This is a genomic window from Streptomyces sp. NPDC048392, from assembly GCF_043200575.1.
In the GTDB taxonomy this organism is placed as follows: Bacteria; Actinomycetota; Actinomycetes; order Streptomycetales; family Streptomycetaceae; genus Streptomyces.
This window is the reverse complement of sequence record NZ_JBICYB010000011.1, coordinates 46314-62487: the sequence shown is the minus strand read 5'-3', so window position 1 is coordinate 62487 and position 16174 is coordinate 46314. Positions and strand designations below refer to the sequence as shown.

The window sequence follows — 16174 nt, the reverse complement described above, 5'->3', positions numbered from 1 at the left end:
GGCCCCGCCCTGGGATCAGAGTGTCTTGACCGGACCGGCCTGCTCGGGGGCCACGTCTGGAGGGGACTGCTCGGGGCGGCGTACGACTCCCCGCCACGGGGTCAGGTCTGTGCCATGTCCACGAAGCGTGAGTAGTGACCCTGGAAGGCGACCGTGATCGTCGCCGTCGGGCCGTTGCGGTGCTTGGCCACGATCAGGTCCGCCTCGCCGGCGCGCGGCGACTCCTTCTCGTAGGCGTCCTCGCGGTGCAGCAGGATGACCATGTCGGCGTCCTGCTCGATCGAACCGGACTCACGCAGGTCGGAGACCATGGGCTTCTTGTCCGTGCGCTGCTCTGGGCCGCGGTTCAGCTGGGAGAGCGCGATGACCGGAAGTTCCAGCTCCTTCGCCAGGAGCTTCAGGTTGCGGGACATGTCCGAAACCTCCTGCTGCCGGCTCTCGGCGCGCTTGGAGCCGCCGGACTGCATCAGCTGGAGATAGTCGATGATGACCAGCTTGAGGTCGTTGCGCTGTTTGAGGCGACGGCACTTGGCGCGGATCTCCATCATCGAGAGGTTCGGGGAGTCGTCGATGTAGAGGGGAGCGGCCGACACGTCGGGCATCCGACGTGCCAGCCGGGTCCAGTCGTCGTCCGTCATCGTGCCCGACCGCATGTGGTGGAGCGCGACACGGGCCTCGGCGGACAGCAGACGCATCGCGATCTCATTGCGCCCCATCTCGAGCGAGAAGATGACACTCGGCAGGTTGTTCTTGATCGAGGCCGCCCGCGCGAAGTCCAGCGCGAGCGTGGACTTGCCCATGGCGGGACGGGCGGCGATGACGATCATCTGTCCGGGATGCAGGCCGTTGGTGAGCGAGTCGAAGTCCGTGAACCCTGTGGGCACACCGGTCATCTCGCCGCTGCGCGACCCGATCGCCTCGATCTCGTCGAGCGCGCCCTCCATGATGTCGCCGAGGGGCAGATAGTCCTCGCTGGTGCGCTGCTCGGTGACGGCATAGATCTCGGCCTGGGCCCGGTTGACGATCTCGTCGACGTCGTCGTCGGCCGCGTATCCCATCTGTGTGATCCGGGTACCGGCCTCCACCAGGCGACGCAGGACCGCCCGTTCGTGCACGATCTCCGCGTAGTACGCGGCGTTCGCCGCCGTCGGCACGGTCTGGACGAGGGTGTGCAGATACGAGGCGCCGCCGACCTTGTTGATCTCACCGCGCCTGGTGAGTTCGGCGGCGATCGTGATGGGGTCGGCCGGCTCGCCCTTGGCGTAGACGTCGAGGATGGCCTGATAGACCGTCTCGTGGGCCGGCTTGTAGAAGTCGTGGCCCTTGAGGATCTCGACGACGTCGGCGATGGCGTCCTTGGACAGGAGCATCCCGCCGAGGACGGACTGCTCGGCGTCCAGATCCTGCGGCGGCACCCGCTCGAACGACGGGCCGCCGCCGTCCCACGAACCGTTGTCCGGGCCGCGCTCGTGTTGGTCATCACGGCTGCGGCCTCCGTCACCGCGGCGGCGGGAAGCGGGCAGACGATCACTGGGGCCGCTGTCGGCCCACGGATCGTCCAAGGGCTCGGAAATGCTCACCGAGCCACCTCCTCCCGTCCGCGGAGCGGACCTCGCCATGCCCCTCATTTCTACGGCACGGCACTGACAAATAAGACGCCCAACTCCGGTTCTGGCGCGTCGGTTTTATGGCGGTTCAGCAGCCGACGGACGGAGCGGGCGCCGGACAACCGTAGGCCCGCTGGCACCGTCAGCCAATCTGGTTATCCACAGGCCATGTGGACGACCGGTCAGATGCTGTGGAGAACTGCCCGAAACCTGTGCACGACCCGGTGGACAGCCCTGTGAACAAGCCCGCAGCGTACCCTGGCAGATCACTCTGACCTGCGCATTCGTCGTCCACTGTCTGTGCAGAAGAAAAACTTGCCCAGTCTGATCAAGATCACCTCGAACTCCACCCGGAAGCACACGGGACGAGACCGACCGTAAGGGTCATTGACGCTTTGCATCTATTACCTGTGGATGATTAGATTGGTGCTCATGACACAGGCCCCCGCGCGTACCCGAACCGCCCGGCGCCGGCACGACCGAGAGATCGTCGCGCTGGCCGTCCCGGCCTTCGGCGCGCTCGTCGCCGAGCCCCTCTTCGTCATGGCCGACAGTGCGATCGTCGGCCACCTCGGAACCGCTCAGCTCGCCGGACTCGGCATCGCCTCGGCCCTGCTCACCACGGCCGTCAGCGTTTTCGTCTTCCTCGCCTATGCCACTACGGCGGCCGTCTCCCGTCGCGTGGGCGCGGATGACCTGCAAGCAGCGATCCGCCAAGGGATGGACGGCATCTGGCTGGCGCTGCTGCTCGGCGCCGCCGTCGTAACGGTGGTTCTGCCCACCGCCCCCTCGCTCGTGGACCTCTTCGGCGCCTCCGATACCGCAGCTCCCTATGCCATCACCTATCTGCGGATCTCCTCTCTCGGCATCCCCGCCATGCTGGTCGTACTGGCCTCGACCGGCGTGCTGAGAGGACTGCAGAACACCCGGACCCCGCTCTATGTAGCCGTGACCGGCTTTATCGCCAACGCCGTCCTCAACGTCGCGCTCGTCTACGGTGCCGACCTCGGTATCGCGGGCTCCGCCTGGGGCACCGTCATCGCCCAGTGCGGCATGGCCGCGGTCTATCTGTGGGTGGTCGTTCGCGGGGCACGCCGACACGGCGCCTCCCTGCGCCCGGACATGGCCGGCATCAGAAACTCCGCTCAGGCCGGAATGCCGCTCCTCGTGCGCACGCTCTCATTGCGGGCGATCCTCATGATCGCCACTGCGGTGGCGGCCCGCCTCGGTGACGCCGACATCGCGGCGCATCAGATCGTCCTGTCCCTGTGGAGTCTGCTCGCATTCGCTCTCGATGCCATCGCCATCGCGGGGCAGGCCATCATCGGCCGCTATCTGGGAGCCCAAGACGCCCAAGGGGCACGCGATGCCTGCCGCAGGATGGTGGAGTGGGGCGTGGCGGTCGGGGTCGTACTCGGTCTGCTCGTGGTGCTGTCACGCCCGGCGTTCCTGCCCCTGTTCACTGGTGACTCCGCCGTCAAGGACACCGCACTGCCCGCTCTGGTGATCGTGGCCGTCGCGCAGCCGGTCTGCGGAGTGGTCTACGTCCTGGACGGTGTCCTCATGGGCGCGGGCGACGGCCCCTACCTTGCCTGGGCCATGCTGCTGACCCTGGCTGTCTTCGCTCCCGCGGCCCTTCTCGTACCGACGCTCGGCGGTGGGCTGACCGCCCTGTGGGCGGCCATGACACTGATGATGGCGATGCGCCTGGTGACGCTGTGGCTGCGTACCCGATCGGGTCGCTGGGTCGTCACGGGCGCGACGCGCTGACCGTTTCACATGAAACGCCGTGTTTCACGTGAAACACCGCGCCGAAAGCGACGCTCTGCGGAAGACTCGGCCGGAAGGACGTGAACCAGCACAAAGATAGGGCCGCATCCCCCAGCCGGGAGATACGGCCCCACCTCATCGCTTCAGCGAGAGCAATGCTCAGGCAGCGACGACCTCGATGCTGACCTTGGCGTCGACCTCGGGGTGCAGACGCACGGACGTCTCGTGGGCGCCCAGGGTCTTGATCGGCGCGCCCAGCTCGATGCGGCGCTTGTCGACCTCGGGGCCACCAGCAGCCTTGATCGCCGAAGCGACGTCGGCCGGGGTGACGGAGCCGAAGAGACGACCGGCGTCGCCGGAGCGGACGGACAGACGGACCTTCACACCCTCCAGCTGGGCCTTCACCTGGTTGGCCTGCTCGATGGTCTGGATCTCGTGGATCTTGCGAGCACGACGGATCTGCTCGACGTCCTTCTCGCCACCCTTGGTCCAGCGGATCGCGAACTTCCGCGGGATCAGGTAGTTGCGAGCGTAGCCGTCCTTGACGTCGACGACGTCGCCCGCGGCACCGAGGCCGGAGACCTCGTGGGTGAGGATGATCTTCATGATTCGGTCACCCTTCCCTTATCGCGCGGTGGAGGTGTAGGGCAGCAGCGCCATCTCACGGCTGTTCTTCACTGCCGTGGCGACGTCACGCTGGTGCTGGGTGCAGTTGCCGGTCACGCGGCGGGCACGGATCTTGCCGCGGTCGGAAATGAACTTCCGCAGCATGTTCGTGTCCTTGTAGTCCACGTACGTGACCTTGTCCTTGCAGAATGCGCAGACCTTCTTCTTCGGCTTGCGCACAGGCGGCTTAGCCATGATGTTTCTCCTGTGTGATCAAGAAGTATGGGTAGAACCCGCCCACCTAGAAGGGGGGCTCGTCCGAGTAGCCGCCACCGCCGCCGGAGCCACCGCCCCAGCCGCCGCCGCTCTGGCCGCCGCCGCCCTGCTGACCACCGGCGGGAGCGCCGGTCGCCCAGGGGTCGTCGGCCGGAGCGCCGCCGCCGCCCTGCTGGCCGCCGCCGGGGCCGCCGCCCCAGCCGCCGCCACCCTGGCCGCCGCCACCGCCGCCGTAACCGCCCTGGCCTCCGCGGCCCTGGCCCGAGGTCTTCGTGACCTTGGCCGTGGCACTGCGCAGGCTGGCGCCGACCTCGTCGACGTCCAGCTCGTAGACCGTGCGCTTGACGCCCTCACGGTCCTCGTAGGACCGCTGCTTCAGCCGGCCCTGCACGATGACGCGCATGCCTCGCTGGAGCGACTCGGCGACGTTCTCCGCCGCCTGGCGCCAGACCGAGCAGGTGAGGAAGAGGCTTTCGCCGTCCTTCCACTCGTTCGTCTGGCGGTCGAAGGTGCGGGGAGTCGACGCGACACGGAACTTCGCGACGGCCGCACCGGACGGGGTGAAGCGCAGCTCGGGGTCGTCGACAAGATTGCCGACGACCGTGATGACGGTCTCGCCTGCCATGGGGAACCTCTCGGCGGGTTTGCTCTGGCTGCTTGGTTGCTGCTACTCGAATCCCGGGATCAGCTGAGCGGGAGGGCTCAGTGGGTCTCGGGACGGAGGACCTTGGTCCGGAGGACCGACTCGTTCAGGTTCATCTGGCGGTCGAGCTCCTTGACGACCGCAGGCTCGGCCTGCAGGTCGATGACCGAGTAGATGCCCTCGGGCTTCTTCTTGATCTCGTACGAGAGACGACGACGGCCCCAGGTGTCGACCTTCTCGACCTTTCCGCCGCCGTCACGGACGACAGAGAGGAAGTTCTCGATCAGCGGGGAGACAGAGCGCTCCTCGATCTCGGGGTCGAGGATGACCATCACCTCGTAGTGACGCATGTGGAACCCACCTCCTTCGGACTCAGCGGCCACGGTCGTTCCGTGGCAGGAGGGTTGCGATGCGTTCGCACCGGTATCAACGAGTAAACCAGGACCCACTGACAATCGGGCTCCCTCCGGGGAGGAGGCCCAGCCGTGGACGGCAGAAGACACCAGCGCAGAAGGTACAGAGTACCCGGCCATCCGCTTGCGGTTGAAATCCGGCTGTGAGGGGACACAATCGGTACTCAGCGGATGTGAGGGCGAAGGCACACTGCCTCTGGCAGGAGGTTTCCCATGGCACAGATCATGCGACCCGCGAAGCCCCGGACGGGCCTGCTGGCCACCGACGGCAAACCGCACCCCCTCCAGGACACGCTGCTGGTCGTGACGCTGGCGCTCGGCGTGCTGGCCCTGGTCACCGCGGGGTTCTCCTGGCTCCACGTCCTGAGTTCGTGGGCCGGCCTCATCGGAATCCTGACGGGCGGCTACGGCCAGTACGTCTCCGAGACGACCCGGGAGCGGTTCGGCCTGATCCTGGGTATCGGAGCCTGTGCGATCGGTTTCTATTTCGGCATGGCCCACGGCGGGCCGTTCAGCAACTTCGGCGGGTTCATCGGCGGCTGAGCTCCGGCCGCCGGCACCCGGCGACGGCCGCCTTCCGGCCGTACGCCGGACGTGGCGCTCACAGGGCGCAGTAGGCTTCGCGCGAGAGCCGGAGCCCCTGTACCCATGGGGACACACCAGCCCGAGGAGCGCCCCGAATGAGCCTGACCCTGAGGACCATCAGTCGCGAGCAGCATCTGGCATACATCCAGAGCCTGCCGGCGGCTAGTCACATGCAGGTCCCGGCATGGGCGGACGTCAAGGCGGAGTGGCGCTCGGAGAACCTCGGCTGGTTCGACGACCGGACGGGTGAGCTGGTCGGCGCGGGTCTCGTCCTCTACCGGCAGCTGCCCAAGATCAAGCGCTACCTCGCCTACCTCCCCGAGGGCCCGGTCATCAACTGGTTCGCGCCGAACCTCCAGGAGTGGATGGAGCCCATGCTGGCGCACCTGAAGCAGCAGGGCGCCTTCTCCGTCAAGATGGGCCCGCCTGTGATCATCAGGCGTTGGGACGCCACGTCCATCAAGAAGGGCATCCAGGACCCGGACGTCAAGCGCCTGCGGGACATAGAGGCGGATCACATCGAGCCGCGCGCCTTCGAGGTGGCCGACAAGCTGCGCCGTATGGGCTGGCAGCAGGGCGAGGACGGTGGCGCCGGTTTCGGTGACGTGCAGCCCCGTTACGTCTTCCAGGTGCCGCTGGCCAACCGCTCCCTGGAAGAAGTCCACAAGAACTTCAACCAGCTGTGGCGCCGCAACATCAAGAAGGCGGAGAAGGCCGGCGTCGAGGTGGTCCAGGGCGGCTACCACGATCTCGAGGAGTGGCAGCGTCTGTACGAGATCACAGCCGTGCGCGACCACTTCCGACCGCGCCCGTTGTCGTACTTCCAGCGCATGTGGGCGGCCCTCAACAACGAGGACCCCAACCGCATGCGCCTGTACTTCGCCCGGCACAACGGGGTGAACCTGTCGGCGGCGACCATGCTGGTCGTCGGCGGGCACGTCTGGTACTCCTACGGCGCCTCGGACAACATCGGCCGCGAGGTCCGGCCCTCGAACGCCATGCAGTGGGCCATGCTCCGCGACGCCTACGCCCTGGGGGCGACCGTCTACGACCTGCGCGGCATCTCCGACTCGCTGGACGAGAGCGACCACCTCTTCGGTCTGATCCAGTTCAAGGTGGGTACGGGCGGTCAGGCGGCCGAGTACCTCGGCGAGTGGGACTTCCCGCTGAACAAGCTGCTGCACAAGGCACTCGACATCTACATGTCGCGCCGCTGACCGCACAGCACATCCCCGATCCGCACCTCTGACAGCCACGAGAAAGGTTCCAGGTCCGGCCATGGCGCTCACGCTCTACGTCGACACCGCGCGCTGGCGGGCGCATCACAAGCACGTGCAGGAGCAGTTCCCCGGGCTGGTCCCGGTCTGCAAGGGCAACGGCTACGGATTCGGTCACGAGCGGTTGGCGGAGGAGGCCACACGACTGGGTTCAGACGTGCTGGCCGTCGGCACCACCTACGAGGCCGCCCGGATCAAGGACTTCTTCGGCGGCGACCTGCTGGTCCTGACGCCGTACCGACGCGGTGAGGAGCCCGTTCCGCTGCCCGACCGGGTGGTGCGTTCGGTGTCGTCCATCGACGGCGTGTACGGCCTGGTGGGTGCGCGTGTGGTCATCGAGGTGATGTCCTCGATGAAGCGGCACGGCATCAGCGAGCAGGACCTGCCGCAGCTGCACGCCGCCATAGAGAACGTCCGGCTGGAAGGCTTCGCCATCCACCTGCCCCTGGACCGTACCGACGGCTCGGACGCCGTCGAGGAGGTCATCGGCTGGATGGACCGGCTGCGCGCGGCCCGGCTTCCGCTGCACACCATGTTCGTCAGCCATCTCAAGGCGGACGAACTGAGCCGGCTCCAGCAGCAGTTCCCGCAGACCCGCTTCCGCGCCCGCATCGGCACCCGGCTGTGGCTGGGCGACCACGAGGCCACCGAGTACCGCGGCGCGGTCCTGGACGTCACTCGCGTAGCGAAGGGCGAGCGTTTCGGCTACCGGCAGCAGAGAGCGGCCTCCGACGGTTTCCTGGTGGTCGTGGCGGGCGGTACGTCCCACGGGGTGGGGCTGGAGGCACCGAAGGCCCTGCACGGCGTCATGCCGCGCGCCAAGGGCGTTGCCCGGGCCGGCCTCGCCACGGTCAACCGGAACCTCTCGCCGTTCGTCTGGAGCGGCAAGCAGCGCTGGTTCGCAGAGCCGCCGCACATGCAGGTGTCGATCCTGTTCGTTCCCTCGGACGCGTCCGAGCCCCAGGTGGGTGACGAACTGGTGGCCCATCTGCGGCACACCACCACGCAGTTCGACCGCGTCCTCGATCGCTAGCGGGCGAGCCGTACCAGTGAAGGGCCGTGCACGACTCCTCGTGCACGGCCCTTCACGCGTTCGCTCAGAGTGAACCGCCCGGTTGCTGACCCTTGGCCCACTGCACCTGCGGCCCCTGGCAGTGGGCCACGGACTGCTCGGAAGCCGCGGGACCCAGGACGAAGACGTCCTCCGCGCCGTCCAGCACACCGCCCGACGGGTCGTCGTCACCTGTCCGCCGGACCGGGTCCCGGTCCGGCACCAGGATGTCGCGCACGACCGTGGCGCAGAGGAACAGCGTTCCCAGCAGGTGCAGGGCGATGGCCCAGTGGTAGCCGTCCGTCGGCAGACCCTTGTGGGCGTCGCCGCTGGTCGTGTACGCGAGGTACATCCAGATACCGAGGAAGTAGGCCACCTCGCACGCCTGCCAGATCAGAAAGTCCCGCCACTTCGGCCGCGCCAGCGCGGCCAGCGGCACCAGCCAGAGCACGTACTGCGGTGAGTACACCTTGTTGGTGAGAATGAACGCCGCGACGATCAGGAAGGCCAGCTGGGCGAACCGCGGGCGGCGGGGAGCAGTCAGTGTGAGCGCCGCGACGGCGCCGCAGCACAGCAGCATCAGAAGCGTGGCGAGGGTGTTGACGGTCTCGGTGCTGGGCGGGGTGTCGGAGTTCTGTACCAGGATCAGCCAGAAGGACCCGAAGTCCACGCCCCGTTCCTGGCTGAACGTGTAGAACTTCGACCAACCGTCGAAGGCGTAGAGCATCACCGGCAGGTTCACCACGAGCCAGGCACCGGCTGCGCCCCCCACTGCTGTTCCGAAGGCCCGCCACTTGCCCGCCCGCCAGCACAGGACGAGAAGCGGGCCGAGGATCAGGAAGGGATAGAGCTTGGCGGCCGTGGCCAGGCCCAGCAGCACTCCGAAGGCCAGCGGGCGCTTCCGCGACCACATGAGAACGGCAGCGGCCGTCAGGGCGACCGCCAGCAGATCCCAGTTGACGGTGGCGGTCAGCGCGAAGGCGGGCGCCAGGGCGACCAGCAGGCCGTCCCACGGACGCCGGGTGTGCGTGCGGGCCACGCAGACGGCGATGACGGCCGCACAGACCATGAGCATCCCGGCGTTGACCATCCAGTACCACTGCTCCTGGTCCCGGATGGTGCCGCTGCCCGGCGTGAGCCAGGACGCGACCTCCATGAACAGGCCGGTCAGCACGGGGTACTCCAGGTACTCCATGTCACCGGGGAGCTTGTCGAAGTACGGCACCAGCCCGTCGACGAACCCGCGTCCCTGGTAGAGGTGCGGGATGTCCGAGTAGCACGCGTGTGTGTACTGGGAGCTGGCCCCGAAGAACCACGCGCCGTTGTAGCAGGGTGCTTTCTGGACCAGGCCGAGGGCGAACATGCCGATCGCCACGAGTGCGATCACCCTCACGGGGGTCCACCAGGACGTGCCGAGCAGGGCACGTCGGCCCAGAGGGCCGCCGATCAGCTCGCTGCCGACTACGGCGATCGTGTCTTCCCTGGTCGGCTGCACCGGGTCCGGCTCGCGCACGCTCGCTGGCGTCGATTCTGCACTGGGCATGGGGCACATCCTGCCGTACGCACCTGGGAACACGCCGGGGCCGCCGCACCCTGATGAATGCGGCGGCCCCTGTTTCACGTGGAACGTGCGGATGTTTCACGTGAAACACCCATGTGGGGTGACTACGCGGCTAACCGTTCGCGCCCCAAATGGTGTTTCCGCGGCTGTTTCCATTACCGCCGCCGTCCTCCTCCGTCTCACTGGCCGACGGCGAAGGCGATTCACTTCCTTCCGAGCCGCCCGCGCCGTTGCCTCCGTTGCCATTGCCGGCGCTGTTTCCGTCGTCGCAGTTGAAGTCGAAGACACCGCACGTATCGGTCGGTGCGGGAGGCGAGGGACTGGTCTCCGTGTCGCTGGGCGACGGGCTCGGCGACGGGGTGACCTCCTCGGTCTCGGAGGCAGAGGGCGAGGGAGAGGGCGTGGGGGTCGGCGATGGAGCGTCGTTGATGACCTCGCCGATGGGTTCCGGCTTCGGGAACTTCTCGGCCTTCATTCCCTTCACCGCGTCCGACATGTAGTCCTGCCAGATCGTGGACGGGAAGGAAGCGCCGTGGATCTTCTTCTCGCCACCCGTTCCGTACATCTCCAGGAACGTGCGGTTCTTGATGGACTCGTCGTCCGGGTAGCGATACATGCTGATCGCGGTCGACAGCTGGGGGGTGTAGCCGACGAACCAGGCGGACTTGTTGCCGTCCGTGGTACCGGTCTTACCGGCCACGTCACGGCCGGACAGCTGGGCGTTGGTGCCCGTTCCCTTTTCGACGACGGTCTTCAGGACGTCCGTCACATTGTCGGCGACCTTCGCGGTGAAGGCCTGCTTCTCCTCGACCTTGTGCGTGAAGATCGTGCCGTCCTTGTTCGTCACCTTCGTGACGGAGTACGGCTCACGCTGCTTACCGCTGTCGGCGAAGGTGGCGTACGCGCCCGCCATGCGGATGGCGCTCGGGTCCGAGACACCGATGGAGAAGGACGGGTAGCCGGAGCCGGCCAGGCTGTCCTCCAGGAGCCCCGCGTCGACGGCGGACTCCTTCACCTTGTCCAGGCCGACATCCATGCCGAGCTGCACGAAAGCGGAGTTCACCGACAACCGCATGGCCTCACGAAGGTCGATCTTGTAGTCCGGCGGACTGCCTACGCTGTCCTTGCCGTCGTTAGCCTGACGCCACTGCTCGCCCTTCTCGTTCTCCCAGATCGACCCGTCGTAGTTGTTGATCTTGAGGTTGTTCTTGCCGCTGTAAAGGCTCTTCGGCGAGACGACGGTGCGCTCGTCCTGGGCCTGGACCTCGCCGAGGTCCGGGTCGCGCACCCCCCACTTCATCGCCGCCGCGAGCACGAACGGCTTGAACGTCGAACCGACCTGGGCACCGGTCACGTCGGCGTTGTTGGTGAAGTGCTTGGTGGCGTCCTCGCCCCCGTAGATGGCTTTGATGGCCCCGGTCTTGGCGTCGATGGACGCCCCGCCGAACTGGACGTGAGTGTCCTTGTCGGGGCGCTTCTTGGGGTCGATCTTCTCCTTGTAGACCTTCTGGACCGCCTTCTCGAGCTCGTTGACCTTCTTCTTGTCGAAGGTCGTGTAGATCGAGTAACCGCCCTTCTCCAGCTGCTGTTCCGACACCACGCCGCTCCTGACCACGGAGGACTTGGCGAGCCTGACGAGGTAACCGATCTGGCCGCCCAGCTGGGCGTTCGACTGCGGGTTCTGCACCTTGGGAAGGTCGGTGTACTTCGCCCGGTCGTCCTGGCTCAGATGCCCGTACTCCACCATCTTGTCGAGGGTGTCCTGCATCTGGTTCTTGGCCCGCTTGCTGTTGGCCTCCGGCGTGGCAGCCGGGTCGATCGAGATCGATCCGGCCGGGTCGTAGTAGGTGGCGCCCTTGAGCACCGCCGACAGGAAGGCGCACTGGCCCGGGTCGAGGTCGACGGCGTCCACGTTGAAGTACGCCCGTGCGGCGGCCTGGATGCCGTAGGCGCCGCGACCGTAGTAGGCGGAGTTCAGGTAGCCCTCGAGGATCTTGTTCTTCGGCTCCTCGGCGCCGACCTTGATCGAGACGAAGATCTCCTTGACCTTGCGGGAGACCGTCTGCGACTGGTCGTTCAGCATCGCGTTCTTCACGTACTGCTGGGTGATGGTGGAGCCGCCCTGCGTCTCGCCGCCCTTGGCCATGTTGAACACGGCGCGGGCGATGCCCTTGGGGTCGATGCCGCTGTCGGAGTAGAACGTCTTGTTCTCCTGCGAGATGACGGCATTGCGCATCGCCTTGGGAATCTGCGAGAGATTGACGCTCTGGCGGTTGCGCTCACCACCCGTGGCCACCATCCGGCTGTCGTCGGCCCAGTAGTAGACGTTGTTCTGCGCCGTGGCGGAGTCGTCGACAACGGGAACGCTCACCATGGCGTACGCGAGGCCGGCGGCGCCGACCAGGCAGCCGAAGAACGCGATGCACAGCCCGGAGACGAGCCTCCAGGAGGGCACCCAGCGCTGCCACCCGTCCTTGTTGTGGCGCGGGTAGTCGATCATTCGCTTCTTGCCGGGCGCGCCGGCGCGTCCCCGCCCGGGCCCCGATTCGCCGGTGCCTCCCCGTCGGCCGCCGCGGCCCGGTTCGGCCGCTCTGCGACGGCCGCCCCCGTTCCGCTGTGCCGCGCGCCGGGCTTCGGCACGGCTCCCGTATGCACGCTCCTCGTCCTCCGGACCGTACGAGCCGGACGGAGACCCTGTGGCGCCTCGCGGTGTCGCACGGCGGCCGGAGGACGAGCCGGACTGGCCTCGTCGGGCCGCGGCACGTCCGCCTCCCTGCGGCTGCGGCGGTTTGCGACGGTGCTCGCTCATCGAACGACTACTCCTCGGGCAGGCGCACCTTTGCGCGCCTGGTAAAGGCGGCTGGTTTCCGGTCCCCCCGAAGTACGGATGCGGCCCCTTCCGCATTCACCCGTACTGCACCGGGGACAGGGACGCCCCCGGACGTCACTCGGTTCCCGGTGGTTTGCATGGCGCACACACTACGCACCGTCAAAACCCCTGAGGCCCGAAGTTCACCTCAAATCAGGCAACTTGCTCGCGATGAAACCCTGATGTGATCCCGTTCACCAGTTCCCCTCTTGCCGCGCGCGGAAGCTCGTTCTATCGTGCTGATGTATCGACTCGATACATCAGCGCGGCATAAGGGCGAGAGGAGGCGACGATGAGCCGGCGATCCGGCATCCTCGAGTTCGCCGTACTCGGCCTGCTCCGCGAGTCCCCGATGCACGGCTATGAGCTGCGCAAACGGCTCAACACGTCACTGGGTGTGTTCCGGGCTTTCAGCTACGGGACGCTCTACCCGTGCCTCAAGACGCTGGTCGCCAACGGCTGGTTGATCGAGGAACCGGGGAACGTCGACGAGGCCGCCGCTTCCCTCACGGGACGCCGCGCCAAGATCGTCTACCGGTTGACGGCCGATGGTAAGGAACATTTCGAGCAGCTCCTCTCACAGACGGGCCCGGACGCGTACGACGACGAGACCTTCGCCGCCCGCTTCGCGTTCTTCGGGCAGACGTCCCGTGACGTACGCATGCGCGTGCTCGAAGGCCGGCGCAGCCGGCTGGAGGAGCGCCTGGAGAAGATGCGGGCCTCCCTGGCCCGCACCCGGGAGCGACTCGACGACTACACGCTTGAGCTCCAGCGCCACGGAATGGAGTCCGTGGAGCGCGAAGTGCGCTGGCTGAACGAGCTCATCGAGAGCGAGCGGGCGGGACGGGACCTCAGGGGTCCCGCCGCCGAGGGGACCGCTCATCAGGACACGACATCTGGAGCGACGGGCGGCCTGCCCCGGCCGGGGGACGACCCCCGGCCGGATACGCCCGGCGACACCGCCACGTGAGCGCCCAGTCAGGGCCTCACTCGTACACACAGGGAGCAACCGGAATGGGTTCGGTTCGCGTAGCCATCGTCGGAGTGGGCAACTGCGCCGCATCGTTGGTGCAGGGCGTCGAGTACTACAAGGACGCCGACCCGGCGGCCAAGGTCCCCGGCCTCATGCACGTCCAGTTCGGCGACTACCACGTCAGTGACATCGAGTTCGTCGCCGCCTTCGACGTGGACGCCAAGAAGGTCGGTCTTGACCTCGCGGACGCCATCGGCGCCTCCGAGAACAACACCATCAAGATCTGCGACGTGCCGAACAGTGGCGTCCAGGTCCAGCGCGGCCACACGCACGACGGTCTCGGCAAGTACTACCGACAGACCATCGAGGAGTCCGCCGAGGCGCCGGTCGACATCGTCCAGGTCCTCAAGGACAAGCAGGTCGACGTTCTCGTCTGCTACCTGCCCGTCGGTTCCGAGGCCGCGGCGAAGTACTATGCCCAGTGCGCCATCGACGCCAAGGTCGCCTTCGTCAACGCCCTTCCGGTCTTCATCGCCGGCACCAAGGAGTGGGCGGACAAGTTCACCGAGGCGGGCGTCCCGATCGTCGGCGACGACATCAAGTCGCAGGTCGGCGCCACCATCACGCACCGCGTCATGGCGAAGCTGTTCGAGGACCGGGGCGTCGTCCTGGACCGCACGATGCAGCTGAACGTCGGCGGCAACATGGACTTCAAGAACATGCTCGAGCGCGAGCGCCTGGAGTCCAAGAAGATCTCCAAGACGCAGGCCGTCACCTCCCAGATTCCCGACCGCGACCTGGGCGCGGACAACGTCCACATCGGCCCGTCCGACTATGTCGCCTGGCTGGATGACCGCAAGTGGGCCTACGTCCGCCTCGAGGGCCGCGCGTTCGGTGACGTCCCGCTGAACCTGGAGTACAAGCTCGAGGTCTGGGACTCCCCGAACTCGGCCGGTGTCATCATCGACGCCCTGCGCGCCGCGAAGATCGCCCAGGACCGCGGCATCGGCGGCCCGATCCTGTCGGCGTCGAGCTACTTCATGAAGTCCCCGCCGGTCCAGTACTTCGACGACGAGGCGCGTGCCAACGTCGAGAAGTTCATCGCGGGCGAGGTCGAGCGCTGAGCACCTCGGACTCCGGTCCGCCGAGGGTCCCCGGGTCGCATGACCCGGGGACCCTTCCCGTATGTGAGGCTGTGCCCCATGGCCGTCGTCCGTGACCTGCGCGTCCTGCTGCGCCTGAAGGGGTTCCGGCGCCTGCTCGCCGTTCGCCTGCTCTCCCAGGGCGCCGACGGTGTCTACCAGGTCGCGCTCGCCACCTACGTCGTCTTCTCCCCGGAGAAGCAGACCTCGGCCGCCGCGATCGCCTCCGCGATGGCGGTTCTGCTGCTCCCGTACTCCTTGGTGGGCCCCTTCGCCGGTGTCCTGCTGGACCGCTGGCGCCGCCGCCAGGTCTTTCTGTACGGCAACCTCCTGCGCGCCGTGCTGGCCTCGGTGACGGCGGTGCTGATCATCGCGTCCGTTCCTGACTGGCTCTTCTACGCCTCGGCCCTCTGCGTCACGGCCGTCAACCGTTTCGTTCTCGCCGGCCTGTCCGCCGCGCTGCCGCGAGTGGTCGACGCCGAACGTCTGGTGATCGCGAACTCGCTGTCCCCGACGGCCGGCACCCTGGCCGCCACGGCGGGCGGCGGCCTCGCCTTCGTCGTGCGTTTCGCGGTCGCGGACTCCGACGCCGCCGTGGTGCTCCTCGGCGCCGGCCTCTATCTGTGCGGGGCGCTGGCGTCGCTGCGTATCGCCGTGGCGCTGCTCGGCCCCGACCTCGCGCTCGTGCCGCCGAGCCTGACCTCGGCGCTCGCCGGCACCGTCCGCGACCTGGTGGCGGGCGTACGCCACCTCGCCGCGCCCGCACGCCGGGAAGCGGCCTGGGCGCTCGCGGGCATGACGTTGATGCGGTTCTGCTACGGCGCCCTGCTGGTGATGCTGCTGATGCTGTGCCGGTACGCCCTGACCTCGGACACGGACGAGGGGCTGGCCCTGCTGGGTCTGGCGCTGGGCGTCTCCGGTGCGGGCTTCTTCGCGGCCGCGATGGTCACCCCCTGGGCGGCGGGACGGCTGGGACCCGGTCGCTGGATGGCGGTCTGCGCGGCGGCCGCCACCGTACTGGTGCCGGCGCTCGGCCTGCCGTTCGCCAAGGTGCCGCTGCTCGCCGCGGCGTTCGTGCTTGGCCTGACGACGCAAGGGGCGAAGATCGCGACCGATACGGTCGTGCAGTCCTCGGTCGACGACGCCTACCGCGGCCGGATCTTCTCCGTCTACGACGTGCTGTTCAACGTCGCCTTCGTCGGCGCCGCCGGGGTGGCCGCGCTCATGCTGCCGCCGGACGGCCGATCGGTAGCGCTGGTCGTGACGGTCGCCGTGGTCTACGGAGCGGTTGCGGCAGCTATGGCCCGGTTTGAGCGTCAGTATGTGTCACATCAGTGACACAGAGATCCACCGGAGTGCAGAGTTGTCAGTGGGACCCGGTAGCTTACGTGCGTCTTATCT

General features: G+C 67.4%; 14 protein-coding genes. 7 read left to right on the top strand and 7 right to left on the bottom strand.

Translation table 11 applies throughout. From position 1 onward, the window contains the following. Positions 1–101: 101 nt before the first annotated feature. Positions 102–1580 carry a replicative DNA helicase gene (gene dnaB / locus ACGFYH_RS17215; protein ID WP_393803952.1) on the bottom strand — a complete coding sequence of 493 codons (1479 nt, stop codon included), beginning with the start codon at positions 1578–1580 and terminating at the stop codon, positions 102–104. Positions 1581–2039: 459 nt separating this feature from the next. Here dnaB and ACGFYH_RS17210 point away from each other — a divergent pair, with 459 nt between their 5' ends. Beyond that, complete coding sequence (locus ACGFYH_RS17210) at positions 2040–3377, top strand: MATE family efflux transporter (protein ID WP_393803951.1); 1338 nt, start codon at positions 2040–2042, stop codon at positions 3375–3377. Between the two features lie 159 nt (positions 3378–3536). On the opposite strand, the gene rplI is transcribed toward ACGFYH_RS17210, so the two are convergent. The 4 genes from rplI to rpsF all read right to left on the bottom strand — a co-directional run bounded on the left by rplI (position 3537) and on the right by rpsF (position 5252). Then, positions 3537–3983 (bottom strand): 50S ribosomal protein L9, encoded by a 447-nt coding sequence (gene rplI / locus ACGFYH_RS17205; RefSeq protein ID WP_393803950.1) that lies wholly within the window; start codon positions 3981–3983, stop codon positions 3537–3539. Positions 3984–4001: 18 nt separating this feature from the next. Then, entirely contained in the window at positions 4002–4238 is a 237-nt protein-coding gene (gene rpsR, locus ACGFYH_RS17200; RefSeq protein ID WP_003949403.1) for a 30S ribosomal protein S18, read from the bottom strand. Between the two features lie 46 nt (positions 4239–4284). Continuing rightward, positions 4285–4884 carry a single-stranded DNA-binding protein gene (locus ACGFYH_RS17195; RefSeq protein WP_393803949.1) on the bottom strand — a complete coding sequence of 200 codons (600 nt, stop codon included), beginning with the start codon at positions 4882–4884 and terminating at the stop codon, positions 4285–4287. Between the two features lie 77 nt (positions 4885–4961). Further along, positions 4962–5252 carry a 30S ribosomal protein S6 gene (gene rpsF, locus ACGFYH_RS17190; protein ID WP_393803948.1) on the bottom strand — a complete coding sequence of 97 codons (291 nt, stop codon included), beginning with the start codon at positions 5250–5252 and terminating at the stop codon, positions 4962–4964. A gap of 276 nt (positions 5253–5528) precedes the next feature. On the opposite strand from rpsF, the gene ACGFYH_RS17185 reads away from it, so the two are divergent. From ACGFYH_RS17185 to ACGFYH_RS17175, 3 genes are all read left to right on the top strand, one after another. Further along, positions 5529–5858 (top strand): hypothetical protein, encoded by a 330-nt coding sequence (locus ACGFYH_RS17185; protein ID WP_393803947.1) that lies wholly within the window; start codon positions 5529–5531, stop codon positions 5856–5858. 137 nt (positions 5859–5995) lie between these two features. Beyond that, positions 5996–7117 carry a peptidoglycan bridge formation glycyltransferase FemX gene (femX, locus tag ACGFYH_RS17180; RefSeq protein WP_064728796.1) on the top strand — a complete coding sequence of 374 codons (1122 nt, stop codon included), beginning with the start codon at positions 5996–5998 and terminating at the stop codon, positions 7115–7117. A 61-nt stretch (positions 7118–7178) separates the two neighbouring features. Further along, complete coding sequence (locus ACGFYH_RS17175; RefSeq protein WP_393803946.1) at positions 7179–8210, top strand: alanine racemase; 1032 nt, start codon at positions 7179–7181, stop codon at positions 8208–8210. A gap of 64 nt (positions 8211–8274) precedes the next feature. Here the strand turns inward: ACGFYH_RS17175 and ACGFYH_RS17170 are convergent, their stop codons facing one another. After that, complete coding sequence (locus ACGFYH_RS17170; protein WP_393803945.1) at positions 8275–9780, bottom strand: glycosyltransferase family 87 protein; 1506 nt, start codon at positions 9778–9780, stop codon at positions 8275–8277. 121 nt (positions 9781–9901) lie between these two features. Next, entirely contained in the window at positions 9902–12289 is a 2388-nt protein-coding gene (locus ACGFYH_RS17165; protein ID WP_393803944.1) for a transglycosylase domain-containing protein, read from the bottom strand. A 661-nt stretch (positions 12290–12950) separates the two neighbouring features. Here ACGFYH_RS17165 and ACGFYH_RS17160 point away from each other — a divergent pair. From ACGFYH_RS17160 to ACGFYH_RS17150, 3 genes are all read left to right on the top strand, one after another. Beyond that, positions 12951–13628 carry a PadR family transcriptional regulator gene (locus tag ACGFYH_RS17160; RefSeq protein WP_393803943.1) on the top strand — a complete coding sequence of 226 codons (678 nt, stop codon included), beginning with the start codon at positions 12951–12953 and terminating at the stop codon, positions 13626–13628. Positions 13629–13672: 44 nt separating this feature from the next. Continuing rightward, on the top strand, positions 13673–14755 hold the full coding sequence (locus ACGFYH_RS17155) for an inositol-3-phosphate synthase (RefSeq protein ID WP_393803942.1): 1083 nt from the start codon (positions 13673–13675) through the stop codon (positions 14753–14755). Between the two features lie 78 nt (positions 14756–14833). Further along, a complete protein-coding gene (locus ACGFYH_RS17150; protein ID WP_393803941.1) occupies positions 14834–16111 on the top strand; it encodes an MFS transporter in 1278 nt (425 codons plus the stop codon). Positions 16112–16174 lie beyond the last annotated feature (63 nt).